We start from the raw sequence: 17,244 nt of genomic DNA, 5'->3' as shown, positions 1-17,244 counted from the left end.
TTCGCAAACCGCGCATGGCTCTTTTCTTTTTTGCCTGATAAACCGGGCAATAAATTGGTTAATTGAAATGAAAATTTGCTTCGTAATGTACCCATGGAGCAGAGTAGAGCCTGAAACAGACTCTACCCTGCGTTTGATCCATGAAGTTGCCAGTCGCGGCCATACTGTCGCTCTGACTACCCCTAGTAACCTGACTATGCGTGACAGCATGGCAATCGCTTTTTGTCGGGTACTTAAAAAGTCGACAGTGTCTAACAATGTGCCGAGCTTTTACCGCAAAGCAGAGTTCCGCAAAGCAGAACTGCCGCTGGCTGGATTCGATGCCATCATCATGCGAGCAAACCCGCCGCTGGATACCATGGCGCTCAATTTCCTGGATTCAGTACGTGACGATACTTTCATTTTCAATGACATCGACGGCCTGCGTGTTGCCAACAACAAACTCTATACCGCGTCTTTGCCGGATCCAAACCGCGAGTTCATCCCTGTGACACACGTGTCGAAGAACCGTGAATATCTTGAGCGCGTACTGGAAGAGAACCCCAATGACCGCATGATCATGAAGCCGCTGAACGGTTACGGTGGCAAAGGCGTTATTCTGGTTGAGAAAAGTGCCAAATCCAGCGTGCGCTCATTGCTGGACTTTTATATCGGCGACGATCACAACTATGTGATTTTGCAAGACTACATCGAAGGCGCAGAGAAAGGCGATGTACGTATCATGATGCTGAACGGTGAGCCTATTGGCGCGATGAAGCGTGTGCCGGCCAAAGATGACGTTCGCTCAAACATTCACGCCGGTGGTCAGGAAGTCAAACACGCCCTGACGAAACAGGAGTTGCGTCTGTGCCGCCATATCGGCCCGAAACTGGTACGTGACGGCCTTTACTTTGTGGGTCTGGATGTCATCAATGGCAAATTGGTTGAAGTCAATGTACTGAGCCCTGGTGGTATTACGCGTATCAACCGTCTGAACCGCGCCAAGCTTCAGCGTGAGGTGATTGATTTCGTCGAGAGTGTTGTCAAAGCCAAAGACATCAGCATTGCTCGCAAAAATAAATTCCGTCAGGTTATCGAAGATGCGTCAACTAACTGAGCGTGATGTATTGTCCTTCATCCAGCAACACATTCCTTTTGAAGGACAGCTGGCTGACGGGAGTGTCACCATTCGCATCACCGAGTACCAGCCGATTGTCGCCACTGCCATTCACAACGGCAGCCGGTTACGCCCTGAACTGGTGGCTAAGTGCCACCTTTCAGAAACGGAAAGGTACTATGAGGAAGATCCCTATACGGGCGATTTCATCACTTCCCTGCCGATTGTGCTGCAAGGTGAAGACTCGCGGTACGAGTACGATCTTAACCGCAGTCCGGAGGCCTGTATTTATCAGCAGGCCTGGGGGAAAGATGTCTGGCATGCCAAACTGACCGAATCAGAAAAGCAGGTCTCTTTAGCAAAGCATGCCTGTTATTACCGCATTTTTCGTGCACTGATCACGTCTCTTGAGCGCAAGTTCGGCTACTGTGTAATATATGACTTGCACTCATATAATCACGAGCGCATATCCCAGCCATGTCCGACATTTAATTTGGGGACAGCGCAGATTGATCGCAAAGCATGGCAGGCCGAAATTAGTAATCTCCTGACCAGGCTAGGACAAATCCAACTGCCGAACCAGGCAGTTACAGCGGGTGAAAATCTTGTTTTTCAGGGTATGGGATATCAGGCGACATTTGTTCGAGATAATTTCTCCCACACCCTCATCTTACCCATTGAGATCAAGAAGGTGTATATGAATGAAACAGGTGGTGAAAGTTATCCGTTAGTCATTGAGCAGTTGAAAACAGAATTAAAAGATACCCTGACCGGCCATGCTGCTTTTGTCATGCAAAACCGTACACAGCAACCTGCCCGTCGACGTCAGAATGCCCATGTACTGGACTCAAAACTGCCAAAGGAAGTTGTTCTGCTGGACCGCCAGTTGTACAAATTTGCCCGTGGCCTGAATACACTCAGTTACATTAACCCGATCAACCTGAAACAGGAAAAGCGCCGGTTTTTACATAACCGCGATGTGTATCATCCGCAGTTTACCTACCGTCAGTTAGATCTGGATCCCTATAAGTTTCGCGAACAATTATACCGGCTGCCGGTAGAAGATATACGTGATGCGGGTATTCAGTCGATGTACCGCAAAGTCATCGATCAACTGGCCGTTCGTATTGACCTGCTGACCAGCCTGGGCCACGAGGAGTTTTTGTACAACTCTCTGCGCTATTATGGCCGGCCAGATGAAAGCGATATCGCTAACGCCAACTTCATTTTGCATGCCAGAGAATATGCAGAGCCAGAAAATGCGACCATCAGTGCAGAAGAAGCTGTCATTGCGTTCAATGAAGCCGCCGACGATTACGGCTTCAGTTGCAAAATTCAGGGCACGACCAAGCTGATCGCTCGCGCCATGGTGAGTGGCCGTACCGTAAAAATCAACCTGAACAGCCGGTTCACTCCCTCTGATCTGTTTGCGCTGATTCATCACGAAATGGGCGTACATATGGTCACCAGCGTCAACGCTGAAGCCCAGCCACTCAAAGTATTGCAGCTCGGTTTACCGGGCAATACCCATACTCAGGAAGGCCTGGCGATTTTGTGTGAGCACCTGTCGGGTAATTTCCCGTTGCACAGGCTGAAGACGCTGGCGTTACGCGTGGTTGCAGTTGACATGATGGTAAATAAACGCAGCTTTAATGAAACCTTCAATACGCTGAAGTTTGATTACGGCCTGTCCAATGACACTGCGTTTACCATTACGACCCGCGCGTACCGTGGCGGTGGTTTTACCAAAGACTATCTGTACCTCCGCGGTTTGAAAGATGCCCTCAGGTTACACAAGGAAACTGATCTGACCTCGCTGTTCATTGGTAAAACAGGCTTTGAGTTTAAACCATTGCTTGATGAGCTAATTGAGCGGGATATTTTGCAGCCACCTCAGTACCTGCCAAAAGCACTCAACATGAAGACGGACACCGATCCCATCATTAACTTCATGCTTAGCTGCATCAACTAACCGGCTCATAAAAAGATGCGCTTCCGTCACAGGTAAGCGCATCTTTATTTACAGGCTTTTCATTCCGGTATTTATTCCCACTCCCAATGACGACCGTCATGCTCCTGAGTAAATAACATCCGATAGCCTGATATGTTTCTGTGTGGCACATCTCGCATCACTTTATGGAACTGCTTGTTATCAAGGTGGATCAGGTTTTCATGATCACCGGATTCGATATACAGCTCATCCTGTTCAAGCAGCAAATCATCCACCAGCATATTGACTTTATATGCCTGTCCTAATGAAGGGATCGCACCGGGTTCGCAGTCCTGAAAGATCTGGGTTAATTCATGCTCACCCACCAAAAAGAACTGCTTGCCCATTATGCGATTAATTTTATCAATCATTACCCGGCGGTTAGACGGCACAACGGCCATCAGATAATCGCCCTGCTGATCCTTAAGCAAAACGGCTTTCGCCACTTGGGAAGTAGGAACATGTGCAGAGACCGCCGAACTGAATGATGTATCGGTATGCCTGTGGTGCGTCAGACTGAAATCCACATTATGGCTGTTGAGGAATTGCCCAACTGTCATAGCCATTGCCATAAATCACCTCCTGGAAATCCAGCGCTCGGGCTTAACGCCCTACAGCCAAAGTATGAAAGGGGTGCGGCAATTTTGCGAACTTCACACCCATAAATTTCATGGGTAATTGTAAAGGAAGGCGAACAAAACTTACTGGATTCGACGAATCTGCCAAAATGCCCGTTGCCAGTACGGGGTGTCAAGGCTGGATACCACGACTCCCTGCGATGTTGAAGCGTGGAGAAACTCATTATTCCCCATATAGATGCCGACATGGCGCATGCTCCGCCCTGTCCTGAAAAACACCAGATCCCCTTTTTTTGCCATAGAACGAGGAACAGCCTTACCCAACTGCGACTGCTCTGCGGTAGTGCGAGGCAGCATCTGACGATAAACCTCAGAATAGGTCAGCTGAACAAATGCAGAGCAGTCAATTCCCCGTCTGGAGCTTCCCCCTAAACGGTAAGGCGTACCTTTCCAGCTTTGGTATACATCAAGAAACGTGGGGGTCGGTGGTTTGATAGCAATGGAAAGTGGGGGCTGGGGAGGCTGGTTAACTGCGGCATGGATTTCCCGGGTTTCCGCAGGTGCTTGTGTTGTGGTACTGCAGCCTGCAAGCACGCTAAGAACAGCCATAGTTGCGATCATCAAGACCAAGCGTTGCTGGCGATAACCCACACTCCTTCTTGTTCCTGCCATATCAACCTCTGCGCAAAAAAATACCACAAAGAAGTGATTATGCATGAAGCCACAGCCTGATGCACTGTCTGGCGCGCTGCCTGGTTAATCTTAAAGCACCCTTCAGCGACGCCCAATGCGTCTGTTCATCATTCACTTCTTCACAAGGATATCAAGATGCGCAAACTGCCTGACTCTCAGCACCTGCGCGTTAACTTTTTATATATTACTTTTCAATTGGTTAACTTTTCAATTTTGTGACTTGTTGCATATCAAAGGCTCTGTCACTTTTGCTAAATTTCTCTGCTGAATTAATCTAAGAAAGTAGTTAGTGTTTTTTAAGGAGTTGTTGTGCTCGCTTTCATTCGCCTGTTACTGGCTGCCCTTTTTATCGTTTTCACCTGTTTGTTTGCTCTGGTGTACTGTCTTTTCAGCCCCAGAGATCCAAAGCATGTCTATTTTTTCAGCCGCTGGTTCAAGATACTGAGAAAAATAGTCAATGTGCATATCATTGAAAGGGGGCAGGAGCGGATCAAAGGAGTTGGTCGTGCCGTCTATATCTCTAATCACCAGAACGTTTTCGACTTTGTTACCTCGCCCGGCATGGTCCGGCCGAGTACCGTCTCAATCGGTAAAAAAAGCCTGCTGTGGATTCCCTTCTTTGGCCCTTTGTACTGGATCACCGGCAATATACTGATAGACAGAGAGAACAAGGCTAAAGCCCGCGATACCATCAAACAAGTCGCCGATACCATTCACGAACGCAACCTGTCGGTATGGATGTATCCTGAAGGCACCAGAAGCAAAGGGCGTGGTTTGCTGCCTTTTAAAACCGGTGCATTCAGAATGGCCATTGAGGCCGGTGTGCCAATCGTGCCTATGGTTGTCAGCAGTACCCATAACAAAATTGACCTGAATCTACGGGATAACGGCACTGTGATTGCAGAGTACCTCGACCCGATTGATACGTCTGAAATGACTATGCAGGATGCCAGGGAATTAGCTGAGCGCTGTCGTGAAATGATGCTGAATCACATAGCGAAACTGGATGCTGAAGTGGCAACGCTCAACACCCAGTCTGCGACAGTGGTGGCAAAAACAGGTTAATGGGTTTCTGTCGTCTGATTCTTGCTCAAATCGTCAAATGCCCTTAGTAATGGCTCACTTTTGAGAATGCGGTTATGCCCCAGACCACTGGTCTCAATCAAACTGACCCGTGGCAGGGCATTCGCTTTCCGCGACTGTTCAAATAACGCAAAACGATCACTATTATCGTGAACAATCACTATGTGTCCCTGATGGCCAGCCAACCGTTGGTGACTATCCACACTATCAATCGGATACTGATACTGGTGCTCAACTTCGCGGATCACATCCTGAAACAAACGCAGCGAGAAACCCGATCCCTCAACAACACGGTACAAGTTATCTTTGTAATTCAGAATCGGAGCGACCAGCAGCATGGGCACACCCGCCAGTTTCGCGTGCTTGCTCTCAAGCACCATGGTACAGCCCATACTGTGCGCAACAACACCGGCAAGCTCATCAACTTCTTGCTCCAATACGGCTTCCAGCCCTTTAACAAACCCGGGCAAATGTCCGTGCTGACCATCGCTCGCACCATGAGCAGGATTATCGAATGCCAGAGCGGTAAAGCCTGAGGCCGCAATACGTTCCATCAGAGTATAAAACTGACTGGCCGACCCGGACCATCCATGCCCCAACAGCCATGTAGGGCCACTTCCAAGGGAGTAGGTCATTATTTTACCTTCGGACGTCTCAATCGCTTTTTTTTGTAAGCCCTCAGGTGCCTGAGCTTTGGCAGAAAACCTTTCAGGAGTTAACAATAAGTTCCGCGCGGTTTTGCGGGCATGAGACGGGGCAATACGGTGATAGGCACGGGTTGCCACATTGATTGCACGGCGTCTGACATTCACGCCTCCCTTAGTATTGAAATATATTTTGCTGCTCATGATATGGCCTGTATAAAAAAGTACGTTCGTGCTTTTTTTGAAATTTAAAAAATTAGTCTTGCTTGCTGTCTGACCGGCAACTGGCAAGAATAAGATCCACATCCATCCAGAATCGTGGGTTACCATCAGCTTCCAGACCTAAGGAATGAAAGAGCTGACTACTGAGGTAAACACCATAGAGCCGGAATACGGATTGCCAGGTATCTAAATCCGTACGGAACTCTCCGCTGGCCTTCCCCTGCTCAACCTGACGACACAAATAGTCCATCCACCGGCGGGTAATAATGTCCAGCTCCTGCTGAACAGGGTGATCACTGCAGCGACCTTCTTTCCAGGCATCGATAAACATGCAGCTGCCCTGAAAGGAATGGTTCCAGGCTAACCAGTTCTGCAGTAATAACCTGATTTTTTCTTCGACTGAATCCCAGTCTGCAAGCCGTGCCGGCTGAATAACATGCTGAGCAAAGTATTCGCCTGCAAACTGCAAAACAGCGACCTGTAAATTCTCTTTCGAATTGAAATGCGCAAACAGCCCGCTTTTCGACATACCTGATGCCTTAGCCAGCTGCCCGACAGTCAGACTGTCCAAGCCATCACGGCTGGCCAGATCAAATGCCGTTCTCAGTATGTGTTCCCGGGTGACCCGCCCTTTGCTCATTGCACTTCCTTTCGTTACATTATCGCGATTAAAGCACGATCGTTCTTTTTCATGCAAGAAAAGTCAGGTCCAACCAGACAGCTTTTAACCGCCGTTAACGCTCTGAAAAATGGAACAGGCTGTCAACTTTAATAGGACAGTCACCAGCTTCATGAACAGCATCCTGCGCCTGCTTCAGCGAATCATAACTGCAGGGTATACCGTACACATCAGTCAGAGGATGATCATTCCCAGCTTCATCTTTGAAATTCACACTCCAACCCGTACTGAGAAAATCGTGGACTAATCGCGCCTCCACCAATGTGTGATTCATCAACATTTCCCGGCATTCAGACAGAACCATAATTAAACCCTCTCAACATCTTTAAGAGAACAGCTCTATTGAACAAGTAATTATCCTCTCACCACCATTTAAGATTCTTATCACTATAAATATAGTTAATTCTGCGTAAAGGTAACCTCAGGCTGATCAGGGTAAACCCCGAACCGGCAACGATGCCATTACACCTGTTTCTGGCTGTACAGAACAAGATGATGGTTAAAGACTGCATTCAGCTGCTTATTGTTAATATTGTTATCCATTAATTTTTGTGCGGTTATAGCGTATTTCACTATCCAAGTATTGATAAACCCAATGCATCTATGCTCTTATTCGCAGATAAAAAATCTTAATAAAACAAGGGTTATACGTGTCCGCTATATCCATTCACACCATGAAGGACGGTGAAGTCACCTTCCCGGCAGGCGAGCAACTCGTTTCAGCCACTGATCTCAAAGGAAACATCATCTATTGCAACCCCTGTTTCTGTCAGGTTGCTGGTTATACCGAGGACGAGTTACTGGGTAAACCGCATAATGTTATTCGCCATGCCGATATGCCCAAGGCTGCATTCGGCGACATGTGGATGCACTTGAAAAAAGGTAACGCCTGGCGGGGTATCGTCAAGAACAAGACCAAGAATGGCGGCTATTACTGGGTCGACGCTTACGTCACGCCTATCTACGAACACAGTAAAATCGTGGGTTACCAATCGGTACGGGTAAAACCCACCCCCGACATGGTCAAAACCGCCAGCCAGGCTTACAAGTCATTACGCCAGAGTGAAGGCAAAACCAGCGTGTCGCTTTCGCTACCGGTTTCATTGCGTTACGGCTTATTGGCTGGCGCTATCCTGCTGCCGGTTATTTATAGCCTGATACAGGGCGGATTTTCGGTCGCCGCACTTCTGCCGCTGCTTCCGCTTATTGTGCTGCTGCTTCTCTTCCGTCAGGAACTGTTTCAGACCCCGCAACAGTTAAGTGACCTCAAACAAAGCTATGACAGCATCAGCCGGCTGATTTTTTCCGGCGACAGTGCTTTTTCTGTGGCGGATTATCATCTCAAAATGGCCTCAGCAAGAATTCGTACCGTTTTAGGCCGAATGAAAGATGCAGCCCACCCTCTTCAGGAACTTGCTGAAGAGCTGAGTGAAACAGCCACCCGTGTCAATCAGGCGATCCGGCATCAGAACGACAATATCCGCAATGTTGCCAATGCTCTGGATGACATGACTGACTCAGCACAAACAGTCAACCAGCATGCCGATCAATCGGAGCAGTTGTTACTGAGCACTCAGAATTACAGTGATCAGACCCGAGTACAGTTAGATCACACTCAGCAAAATCTGCAAACATTGTCTGCGCAAGCAGAGCAGGCAACGGCCACAACACTGCAATTAAGTAACGAAGCGGCGAAAGTCAGCTCTGTGATGGATGAAATTCGCGGCATTGCCGATCAAACTAACCTGCTGGCCTTAAATGCTGCTATAGAAGCTGCTCGTGCCGGCGAGCATGGTCGTGGTTTTGCTGTAGTTGCCGATGAAGTACGGGCTTTGTCATCACGAACTCAGACGGCAACAGAACAGATCCAAAACAGTATCGAGCACATGTTGAATACAATCAACGAATGGCGCTCTGTGATTGAGTGCAACCGTGATCAGACCAACCAGTGTGTTTCAACAGCCGCTGAAGGCTCTGAGAGCCTGAAAACCATGGAAGCCAATATGGCTGAAATGAGTCGGTTAATCCGTAAAATGGCCCAGGCGGCAGAAGGCCAGGTTCAACTGACTGACCATACCCGCCAACACATCCACTCGATTGCTGCAGCATCAGAACAAAACTTTAAAGAGTTGCTGCTGGTCGAAGAATCGAGCGCCGGACTCAGGGCGAAAGTCGACGACTTTGAAGCACTGGCCGAACGCTTCGAGGAAAGATAACCACTTTATCTGACTGGTCTGGCTGTCAGGCCAGTCAGAAACCCAGCCCCAGCGACATTGCCCCCATCTTTCATCGCTACCTGGTATTTTAAGTGTTTCTTGCGCTTACCTTGATCTGTAACAAGCTATCGCCACCGACTCCGATGGCGCAATCGGCGGTCCGGAGATACACTCATTCACGGTATCTTTTTTAGTAAAGGAAACACTATGGCTGATTTACAACAGACTGAAGAGCCTTGTGAAGCTTGTGGTGTCGCGGCTGAAATTGGCTTTCTCATTCGCGAAGGAGACGATGTTTCAACGCTTTCATTTAATGGTCCGGGCAAAGACATGATAGAGACAGAGTTTGCGCCTTTCCTGACATTAGCGAAAAGCGTGAATAACAATGTGCAATATCAGACCATCTACAGTGACGACGAAACTGCAATGACAGCCAGCCTGCAGTTTGAATGCAGTGCTGAAAAACTGATTTTCGACCTCAAGTCCCGCTCACTGGCTCCGCGATAATTCTTCAATTGAAGGCCATATCGAGTAAAAATTCCGGCTCGATATGGCTATTTGCTGCCATTCACCTCGATCCTCTGTGATATGATTCCCGCCAGATAACTATGCCAAGATAAAAATGCAATAGGATGCGCAGTAATGACCAACAAAACTATCGCTTTCATCGGATTAGGCACTATGGGTTTCCCTATGGCCGGGCACTTAGCCACTGCTGGGTTTAATGTCGTGGTGTACAACCGCACGACAACCACCGCAGAGAGATGGCTGAACACTTACCCGGGTAAGCTTGCGTTGACGCCGGCTGAGGCCGCACAAGAGGCCGATGTTGTTCTGACCTGCGTCGGTAATGATAACGACATCCGTGAAGTCTACTGTGGAGAGCAGGGGATCCTGTCGACCATCCGTCCGGGCACATTACTGGTTGATCACACAACAGCCTCTGCCGACGTTGCCCGTGAGATGGCTGAAGCGGCAAACAGTGCATCTGCCACATTCATCGATGCGCCCGTCTCTGGTGGTGAAGCCGGCGCTGTAAATGGCTGCCTGACCATAATGGTCGGTGGCAGCGAAGAAGCGTTTCAGTCAGCCCAGCCCATTTTCAACACTTATGCGAAAGCCTCTACCCTGATGGGTGATGTCGGATTCGGTCAAATCACCAAAATGGCGAACCAAATCTGTATTACCGGTATTCTGCAGGGGTTATCAGAAGCCATTACGCTTGCTAAAGCAGCAGGATTAGATATTGAAAAAATGACCAATGTGCTTAAGCATGGCGCGGCGGGTTCATGGCAAATGGAAAACCGCGCTGTCACTATGGCAGAGGATAAATTTGATTTCGGTTTTGCTATCGACTGGATGCGAAAAGATCTTTCTATCTGCTTTGATGCCGCCGATAAACTGTCCGTCCCGCTTCCTCTCGCACGTCAGGTCGATGCTGAATATGCGAAACTTCAGGACAGAGGCTTTAACCGCGCAGACACATCAGTATTAATCAAGCAATTTGATAAATAACAATACTCTGATTCAACTATGCGTTGATAGTAATATCAGCGCATATTTTTATTCTGACCGTTTGGTGATACTACTCCCATTTCATCAGCTAATGCTGTCTTTTCTTCTGGTACTGATTACAATTCCTCAGGAATAGAATGATTACATGCATGTGTCGTGAAAAGTATGATGAAGCAACTCCAACCATTTTTCCTGTTAGCGGTTCTGAGCTTTTTCCTGATATCCAGCCAGGGTGTTGCCGCTAATCAATTCATTTCAGAAATAAAGTTGCTTAATTACACCGATAGCTACGGTAATGTGTCGCTGCGACATTCACGGAGCATTACCCTGCCCAACCCTCTTCATGTGAAAGGTCACCTGAACCTCGAAAATAGTGATATTAATTATTTACCTGGCGTTGTTCGTGTTGATGGGAATCTCAATTTGGCCTATAGCAATATAGTCTCATTGCCCAAAAAACTGGAAGTTGCGGGGTATCTCAATCTGGCCCACACCCAAATTACCAGGCTGAACCCGTACCTTAAGATACCAGGGGATTTAAGCTTGATTGGCATGCCAATCACACGGTTGCCTCCTTATCTGTCTGTTGGAGGCGATCTCTATCTGGCTCATACCCAAATTACTGAGCTCCCTCCCAATATCACAGTAAAAGGTGATATTTATTTAGGGGGCATTCAATTGAAATCCATTCCGGAAAAGCTACGCGTTGGCGGAAAAATCTATCAATAGCATTATTGATAATTATCCCTTCCGCATTGAAATAATTTTTCCACCTGATAAAAATATTTAAGCCAGAAACACAGTATGAGTGTCTCTGGCTAACTTCACTTACTTAATTTTTATATTATCAATCTTATTTTTATCTTTTTTGTCGTTTTCGCACCAGGTGCGTTCATTTACTTTTCAGTTTCGACTTAGAAGACTGTGACTGATAATAGAACCATTGTCTACGGCTTTTATTTGTCATAATTCACCTCTCGATAAAACATAGATAACAAGCCAAGTATTACTAAAAACCATTGCTACCTAATTCGTATAACTTTACTCAAAGATTCATTACAGATGAATGACATTTAAGTATCGTTAACGTTACTATCTCCAATGACGAATACTGATCGGCATAATCAACCAAACTGTTGTGTCCTTTATGCTCAGATTCTGGAGAATAATAAACATGAAGCGAGATGGATTGTTACTGAATGTTCTGATCCGACACTGAACTTTTTGACGTTTGGGGAACGTTAACCTTAGATTCAGTTACCTCACTCGAGGTTCGGTTTTCCAACGCTTTTTCAGAGTTATCACCATCTAGTCCACATCAACAAAAATCAATATAAGAGTCTCTGACACATTTTTCAACACCATTTTTGACCTTTTTTGTGAGTTTATGCTCACATTTTTCTCATACATTACACATCAGAGTTACAAAGTGTTGCGAATCAAGCCCTTAACAATTAAATACAAATTCACAACATCAGATCGTGTGATTCTGCACCATACTTGAGCAGTGTGACTTTCGATTCAGACTCGAATCACTCAGAACACATTGAAAAATAAGCTTTCTATCAATATTTTCCCATTTGACAGATACTCATTCACTGTTAACATAATGTTACTAAATTAACAGGGGCGTATCATGCCAGCGCACACAATCACAATAGAACAATCTGCCCAGGCACCGAAAAAAGTCTTGTTTGAGTTATTAACAGATCATCAAAACCTGGGGCGCTTTTTTGATGGTTCTTACCATCTGATCAGAAGCGGTAAACCTAAACCTAACGGCATTGGCGCCATTCGCAGAGTCTCCGCCGGCCCCTTTACCTTTGATGAAAAAATCATAGATTACAAAGAAAATGAACACCTCCACTATCGTATTATCAACGGCGGCCCCGTTGTTGAGCATGGCGGATGGATTCAGGTGCACAGCCTGAATGCTGATACAAGTAACATTCAGTATCGCATCAGCTTTTCACCCAAAATTAAAGGCACCGGCTGGCTGATCAAACTCATACTGGAGAAAAGCATCCGAAAAGCACTGGCCAATCTTGCCCAGCATGGTGAAAGCAAATGGAAGTGCTGATATTACTGGCCATCAGTCCGCTGTTCTTTATCTCAATGCTATGGGAGTACAGACGTTTACGGCAGGAAGGCAGCCAAGACTACAACTGGAAAGAACTGGCGTGCAACCTCACCCTCGCAGGTCTCCACCAGAGTGCCGATCTCATCGCAACATTATTGCTTATGCCTTTCTTCCTCTGGCTTTATCAGTATCGCCTGTTCGATATCCAGATGTCTCTGGCCACCGTTGCGCTGGCATTTCTGCTGCAAGATTTCTGCTATTACTGGTTTCACCGGGCATCACACCATATCAACTGGTTGTGGGCGTCACACATAGTCCATCATTCATCTCAGCACATGAACTTCACCACAGCCTTCCGACAAAGCCTGACTTATCCTGTTTCAGGGATGTGGATCTTTTGGCTGCCGTTAATTTTAATTGGATATCCACCAGCCACCGTCGTTCTGGTTGTTTCTGTGAATCTTGGCTTCCAGTTTTTTGTCCATACCAGAGTGATCAAACGACTCGGGTGGCTGGAGCACATCTTCAATACCCCGTCTCACCATCGTGTGCATCATGCCCGTAACCCTGAATACATAGATAAGAACTTTGCTGGGGTGCTTATTATCTGGGATAAACTCTTTGGCACTTTCGTACCAGAAAACGACAGTACCATCATACGCTATGGGGTTCGTGAAGACGTCACTGGCTGGCGGCCGCTTCAGGCGACCTTCCATCACTGGCAGCACATTTTCAGTCGCGCACTGGCTCCCAACCAGTCATTGAAATCGCGTTTATACTGCCTGTTCGGCCCTCCGGCTAACACCCGATGATCAGATAACTGACCTTTGTTTGATCCAGATAAAATAAATCGTAATGAAACAGAACTAATATGACCTCTCTTTCAATGATCAGGCAGGGAGGTTCAGATGAGACAACCAACTTTATCGACGGAACGTTTGTTGCTGCGTCCATTACAGCTTGCCGATGCAACCCTGATTCAAAAGCTGGCAGGTGAACCTGAAATTGCTTTGGGCACCACGAATGTGCCCTACCCGTATGATTCCGGTATGGCCGGTCAGTGGATCGGTCGCTCATTAGCCGGTTGGGGCAATGGTACACTGGCCATCTTCGCGATAACGTTAAAAGACACAGAGCAATTAATCGGCTGCATTGGATTGCACAATATCAAGCAACACAATGCGCAATTAGGATTCTGGTTAGGCGTTCCATTCTGGGGCCACGGTTATTGCACAGAAGCAGCCTCCCGTTTAGTCGATTTTGGTTTTTTTGATCTGAAGCTCAGCAGAATATCTGGTCAGCACAGGCGCCTCGATCCCAAACCGGGAAAAGTCCTTGAGCGCGCCGGGCTTTCCTTTGTCCGCGTCAAGCCTGATGCCACGCGAGTCAACAGAATCACTGAAGATCTGTCCTACTACGAAGCCACTCATCCCAACCTCATTGAGATTTAGGCCCTCACCTTCAATAGCAAATTCCTACCATAAAGCAAAAAACTTCCACAGAATAATTAACCACACCAGCAAGCTGTAATGAAATTATCACCCGTAAAATACATTGGTTACTATAATAATGGTGACGGTTAAGTAACGATTAAGTTATGAATCACTATATTCATAAGGGTAATAAGTGGGGCAGGCATACTATCCAATCAAAAAACAGGAAGTTGTAACCTAAATGGGGTTTACTTATCACAAGAGTGAAATTTTTTGGAAACAAGTAGGTCTAAAAATGAGAGCCCTGTAACTATTGATACCCCTAAGATACTTAGGCACAACCTAATCGATGGCTTTGCCACTGATAGATGAGGTGAATATTATGACTAGCTTTAAAGTACTCACTGCAACCGCTGTACTGCTAATGTCGACATCAGCTCTTGCTGATATTCGTGTGACGGATGCGAATAACGGTGCTTGGGTCACTGTGACCGAGAACGGTCAACCTGCTGCCAACGCATCTGTATCTGTTGCTAACGTACCTCAACAACGTAAAACGTACACCACCGATGAACGTGGTCGCGTATTCATCCCACTGCAGCTGAACTCTTCTCGCTCAGTGAAATTCCAGGCCACTACTGAAAACGGCCAGAAATCATCTCGTTATGCATTTACTGGTTCCCGTAAAAACTAAGTACAGTCGCTAAGAAGAAGGCTCCCGAACGGGAGCCTTCTGGTTTTTGTCGTGCAAAAAACAGAGACTTGAACTTGATCTTATCTCACTGCAACATAAGAGAGACACTTTGAATATAAAATCAAACACAATAAATAAGAAATCACTGTTACAGGAGAGTAAACAGTCATGGTTGATTTTTCGACAGCAGCGACGAGAAGCGTATTACTGACAGGCACATCAGAACACCAAAAACGACAAGAATTAAAAACAGCCTTTAATGAAACCTGGGCGCTTTACGAATCCCTTTTCTCCCTGATTAACAACCACTCTGCCTATTTCAAGAAAGCCGAGCCCCTCCGGCATCCGCTGATTTTTTATTACGGCCACACAGCGGTCTTTTATATCAATAAGTTAAAGCTCGGCAAATACATAGAAAACAGAATAGACCCTCACTTTGAGTCTATGTTTGCTATTGGTGTTGATGAAATGTCCTGGGACGATCTCAATGAGGCCCACTACGACTGGCCAAGCGTTGATGAGGTGAAAGCCTACCGACAGCAGATAAAAGACGCAGTCAACCAGATGATTGATGACATGCCTCTGACCCTGCCCATTACTGATAAAGATCCTGCGTGGGTAATTCTGATGGGCATAGAGCATGAACGCATCCACCTTGAAACCTCTTCTGTGATAATGCGTCAGCTCCCTGTTACTGACCTGACGCCGTCTTCTGCCTGGGAGGCCTGTCAGGAAGCAGGGCCAGCGCCTTCGAATCAACTGATTGCAATGACTGGCCGTTCGATCACACTGGGTAAATCCGAAGATGCCGATACCTATGGCTGGGACAATGAATACGGTGTCCAGCAATATAAAGTGCATGACTTCAAAACCAGTAAATACCTGGTATCGAACCAGGAGTATCTGGAGTTTGTAAAGGACGGCGGGTATCAACAGCAAAGATACTGGACGGACGAAGGCTTGGCCTGGCTGGCCTACACAAAAGCCACCATGCCCAGATTCTGGCTTGAGCGCGACGGCACATTGTTACAGCGTAACCTGACACAGGAAATCCCGCTGCCACTGAACTGGCCGGTAGAAGTGAATCAACTTGAAGCCAAAGCATTCTGTAACTGGAAAGCCGACAAAAATCAGCAATCCATTCGGCTGCCCACCGAAGCTGAATGGTATATTCTGAGACAATGCCTTGATACTGCCTCCCCGTCCTGGCGAGAAGCGCCGGGAAATACCGAGCTGGCCTATTATGCCTCGTCATGCCCGGTTGACCGCTTTGAACATAATGGCCTGTGCGACATAGTGGGTAATGTATGGCAATGGACTGAATCCGCCATTGATGGCTTCCAGGGGTTTAACGTTCACCCGTTGTACGATGACTTTTCGACCCCTACCTTTGACGGCCAGCACAATCTGATCAAAGGCGGCTCATGGATTTCAACCGGTAATGAAACTATCCCCGAATCGCGCTACGCTTTTCGTCGCCATTTCTATCAACATGCGGGATTTCGGTATGTCGCCTCTGAACAGGATCCAGCCAGCATGGCCAATCTGAATATTTATGAAACCAATGAGTTAATCGCGCAGTATCTGGAATTCCACTATGGTAATGAGTATTTCTCTGTGCCTAATTTCTGTGTCAACGGGGTTAAGCAATGCCTGCAGGAAATCTCATTGCACAGCACACAACGGGCACTGGATATCGGCTGTTCCGTCGGCAGAGCCAGCTTTGAACTGGCAAAACGCTTTGACCACGTTGACGGCATAGACTTTTCCGCCCGCTTTATTCAGCAAGCGTATGCCCTGCTTGAGCAGGGGGAGAAACGCTATACCATTCCAACTGAAGGCGATCTGGTTGAGTTCAAAAGTATTACCCTTGACGAACTAGGCTACCAGAACCTGAAAGGCAGTATTCACTTCAGCCAGGGCGATGCCTGTAATCTCAAGCCGCAGTTTACCGACTATGATCTGGTCTACGCCTCCAATCTCATTGACCGACTGGCCGATCCCAAGGCCTTTCTTAACAGTATTGCCAAACGGATTGTACCGGGGGGATATCTGGTCATTACTTCGCCCTACACCTGGCTGGAAGACTATACGCCCAAAGACATGTGGCTGGGCGGAATCAAGGTGAATGGCGAGAATTTCACCACCTTAGACGGACTCACTGAAACGCTGATCCCGCATTTCGAACTGATTGCAGTCAAAGAAATTCCGTTTGTGATCCGCGAGACGAAACGGAAATTCCAGCACACTGTGTCTGAGATGACCATCTGGCGTAAACGCTGACCACAAGCGGGAGTGTCTTGCTGTTCACCTGCCAACCC

The 17,244-nt window shown here is 47.2% G+C and carries 17 protein-coding genes; 12 read left to right on the top strand and 5 right to left on the bottom strand.

Annotation, left to right across the window (positions count from 1 at the left end; genetic code table 11):
• Window positions 1-67 precede the first annotated feature (67 nt).
• Both gshB and Q4491_RS08800 read left to right on the top strand, forming a co-directional pair.
• Entirely contained in the window at window positions 68-1,096 is a 1,029-nt protein-coding gene (gene gshB / locus Q4491_RS08805) for a glutathione synthase (protein ID WP_192016894.1), read from the top strand.
• Window positions 1,080-3,068: a flavohemoglobin expression-modulating QEGLA motif protein gene (locus Q4491_RS08800; RefSeq protein WP_237794990.1), complete on the top strand. Its 1,989-nt coding sequence runs from the start codon at window positions 1,080-1,082 to the stop codon at window positions 3,066-3,068. The genes gshB and Q4491_RS08800 overlap by 17 nt, the downstream gene beginning before the upstream one ends.
• 71 nt (window positions 3,069-3,139) lie before the next feature.
• Here Q4491_RS08800 and Q4491_RS08795 read toward each other — a convergent pair whose 3' ends face one another.
• Together Q4491_RS08795 and Q4491_RS08790 are read right to left on the bottom strand one after the other, a co-directional pair.
• On the bottom strand, window positions 3,140-3,658 hold the full coding sequence (locus Q4491_RS08795) for an aminoacyl-tRNA deacylase (protein WP_192016892.1): 519 nt from the start codon (window positions 3,656-3,658) through the stop codon (window positions 3,140-3,142).
• Window positions 3,659-3,787: 129 nt separating this feature from the next.
• Window positions 3,788-4,285, bottom strand: coding sequence for an NlpC/P60 family protein (locus Q4491_RS08790; RefSeq protein WP_237795087.1), 498 nt, complete (start codon window positions 4,283-4,285; stop codon window positions 3,788-3,790).
• 381 nt (window positions 4,286-4,666) lie between these two features.
• Here Q4491_RS08790 and Q4491_RS08785 point away from each other — a divergent pair, with 381 nt between their 5' ends.
• A complete protein-coding gene (locus Q4491_RS08785) occupies window positions 4,667-5,422 on the top strand; it encodes a 1-acylglycerol-3-phosphate O-acyltransferase (RefSeq protein WP_303456595.1) in 756 nt (251 codons plus the stop codon).
• On the opposite strand, the gene Q4491_RS08780 is transcribed toward Q4491_RS08785, so the two are convergent.
• The 3 genes from Q4491_RS08780 to Q4491_RS08770 all read right to left on the bottom strand — a co-directional run bounded on the left by Q4491_RS08780 (window position 5,419) and on the right by Q4491_RS08770 (window position 7,259).
• Window positions 5,419-6,288, bottom strand: coding sequence for an alpha/beta fold hydrolase (locus Q4491_RS08780; RefSeq protein WP_192016890.1), 870 nt, complete (start codon window positions 6,286-6,288; stop codon window positions 5,419-5,421). The two genes, Q4491_RS08785 and Q4491_RS08780, sit on opposite strands and share 4 nt — an antisense overlap.
• Before the next feature lie 52 nt (window positions 6,289-6,340).
• Window positions 6,341-6,946, bottom strand: a complete 606-nt coding sequence (locus Q4491_RS08775) for a TetR/AcrR family transcriptional regulator (RefSeq protein ID WP_303456592.1) — start codon at window positions 6,944-6,946, stop codon at window positions 6,341-6,343.
• Window positions 6,947-7,040: 94 nt separating this feature from the next.
• On the bottom strand, window positions 7,041-7,259 hold the full coding sequence (locus Q4491_RS08770; RefSeq protein ID WP_237794984.1) for a hypothetical protein: 219 nt from the start codon (window positions 7,257-7,259) through the stop codon (window positions 7,041-7,043).
• Between the two features lie 400 nt (window positions 7,260-7,659).
• Between Q4491_RS08770 and Q4491_RS08765 the strand changes: the two genes are divergently transcribed.
• The 9 genes from Q4491_RS08765 (at window position 7,660) to ovoA (ending at window position 17,206) form a co-directional block, all read left to right on the top strand.
• Window positions 7,660-9,201, top strand: a complete 1,542-nt coding sequence (locus Q4491_RS08765; RefSeq protein WP_303456673.1) for a PAS domain-containing methyl-accepting chemotaxis protein — start codon at window positions 7,660-7,662, stop codon at window positions 9,199-9,201.
• Window positions 9,202-9,408: 207 nt separating this feature from the next.
• Window positions 9,409-9,708, top strand: coding sequence for a DUF406 family protein (locus Q4491_RS08760; protein ID WP_237794982.1), 300 nt, complete (start codon window positions 9,409-9,411; stop codon window positions 9,706-9,708).
• Between the two features lie 135 nt (window positions 9,709-9,843).
• A complete protein-coding gene (locus tag Q4491_RS08755) occupies window positions 9,844-10,716 on the top strand; it encodes an NAD(P)-dependent oxidoreductase (RefSeq protein ID WP_192016886.1) in 873 nt (290 codons plus the stop codon).
• Between the two features lie 165 nt (window positions 10,717-10,881).
• Window positions 10,882-11,445 (top strand): hypothetical protein, encoded by a 564-nt coding sequence (locus Q4491_RS08750; RefSeq protein WP_237795083.1) that lies wholly within the window; start codon window positions 10,882-10,884, stop codon window positions 11,443-11,445.
• A 907-nt stretch (window positions 11,446-12,352) separates the two neighbouring features.
• Window positions 12,353-12,796, top strand: a complete 444-nt coding sequence (locus Q4491_RS08745) for an SRPBCC family protein (protein WP_192016885.1) — start codon at window positions 12,353-12,355, stop codon at window positions 12,794-12,796.
• Window positions 12,784-13,608 carry a sterol desaturase family protein gene (locus Q4491_RS08740; protein WP_303456574.1) on the top strand — a complete coding sequence of 275 codons (825 nt, stop codon included), beginning with the start codon at window positions 12,784-12,786 and terminating at the stop codon, window positions 13,606-13,608. Before Q4491_RS08745 ends, Q4491_RS08740 begins: the two co-directional genes overlap by 13 nt.
• 96 nt (window positions 13,609-13,704) lie before the next feature.
• Window positions 13,705-14,247: a GNAT family N-acetyltransferase gene (locus Q4491_RS08735; protein WP_237794978.1), complete on the top strand. Its 543-nt coding sequence runs from the start codon at window positions 13,705-13,707 to the stop codon at window positions 14,245-14,247.
• Between the two features lie 364 nt (window positions 14,248-14,611).
• Complete coding sequence (locus Q4491_RS08730) at window positions 14,612-14,923, top strand: hypothetical protein (RefSeq protein ID WP_192016882.1); 312 nt, start codon at window positions 14,612-14,614, stop codon at window positions 14,921-14,923.
• Window positions 14,924-15,091: 168 nt separating this feature from the next.
• Window positions 15,092-17,206, top strand: a complete 2,115-nt coding sequence (ovoA, locus tag Q4491_RS08725; protein ID WP_303456567.1) for a 5-histidylcysteine sulfoxide synthase — start codon at window positions 15,092-15,094, stop codon at window positions 17,204-17,206.
• The last annotated feature ends 38 nt before the right edge of the window (window positions 17,207-17,244 follow it).

This window comes from Photobacterium sp. 2_MG-2023 (assembly GCF_030547675.1).
In the GTDB taxonomy this organism is placed as follows: domain Bacteria; phylum Pseudomonadota; class Gammaproteobacteria; order Enterobacterales; family Vibrionaceae; genus Photobacterium; species Photobacterium arenosum.
The sequence above is the reverse complement of the archived record's forward strand: the minus strand, read 5'-3'. Positions and strand labels throughout refer to the sequence as shown.

Excerpts from the sequence above, each read along its gene's own strand:
- gshB (WP_192016894.1), top strand. The coding sequence starts at position 68 with ATGAAAATTTGCTTCGTAATGTACCCATGGAGCAGAGTAGAGCCTGAA.
- Q4491_RS08800 (WP_237794990.1), top strand. The coding sequence starts at position 1,080 with ATGCGTCAACTAACTGAGCGTGATGTATTGTCCTTCATCCAGCAACAC.
- Q4491_RS08795 (WP_192016892.1), bottom strand. The coding sequence starts at position 3,658 with ATGGCAATGGCTATGACAGTTGGGCAATTCCTCAACAGCCATAATGTG.
- Q4491_RS08790 (WP_237795087.1), bottom strand. The coding sequence starts at position 4,285 with ATGATCGCAACTATGGCTGTTCTTAGCGTGCTTGCAGGCTGCAGTACC.
- Q4491_RS08780 (WP_192016890.1), bottom strand. The coding sequence starts at position 6,288 with ATGAGCAGCAAAATATATTTCAATACTAAGGGAGGCGTGAATGTCAGA.
- Q4491_RS08775 (WP_303456592.1), bottom strand. The coding sequence starts at position 6,946 with ATGAGCAAAGGGCGGGTCACCCGGGAACACATACTGAGAACGGCATTT.
- Q4491_RS08770 (WP_237794984.1), bottom strand. The coding sequence starts at position 7,259 with ATGAATCACACATTGGTGGAGGCGCGATTAGTCCACGATTTTCTCAGT.
- Q4491_RS08765 (WP_303456673.1), top strand. The coding sequence starts at position 7,660 with ATGAAGGACGGTGAAGTCACCTTCCCGGCAGGCGAGCAACTCGTTTCA.
- Q4491_RS08760 (WP_237794982.1), top strand. The coding sequence starts at position 9,409 with ATGGCTGATTTACAACAGACTGAAGAGCCTTGTGAAGCTTGTGGTGTC.
- Q4491_RS08755 (WP_192016886.1), top strand. The coding sequence starts at position 9,844 with ATGACCAACAAAACTATCGCTTTCATCGGATTAGGCACTATGGGTTTC.
- Q4491_RS08750 (WP_237795083.1), top strand. The coding sequence starts at position 10,882 with ATGATGAAGCAACTCCAACCATTTTTCCTGTTAGCGGTTCTGAGCTTT.
- Q4491_RS08745 (WP_192016885.1), top strand. The coding sequence starts at position 12,353 with ATGCCAGCGCACACAATCACAATAGAACAATCTGCCCAGGCACCGAAA.
- Q4491_RS08740 (WP_303456574.1), top strand. The coding sequence starts at position 12,784 with ATGGAAGTGCTGATATTACTGGCCATCAGTCCGCTGTTCTTTATCTCA.
- Q4491_RS08735 (WP_237794978.1), top strand. The coding sequence starts at position 13,705 with ATGAGACAACCAACTTTATCGACGGAACGTTTGTTGCTGCGTCCATTA.
- Q4491_RS08730 (WP_192016882.1), top strand. The coding sequence starts at position 14,612 with ATGACTAGCTTTAAAGTACTCACTGCAACCGCTGTACTGCTAATGTCG.
- ovoA (WP_303456567.1), top strand. The coding sequence starts at position 15,092 with ATGGTTGATTTTTCGACAGCAGCGACGAGAAGCGTATTACTGACAGGC.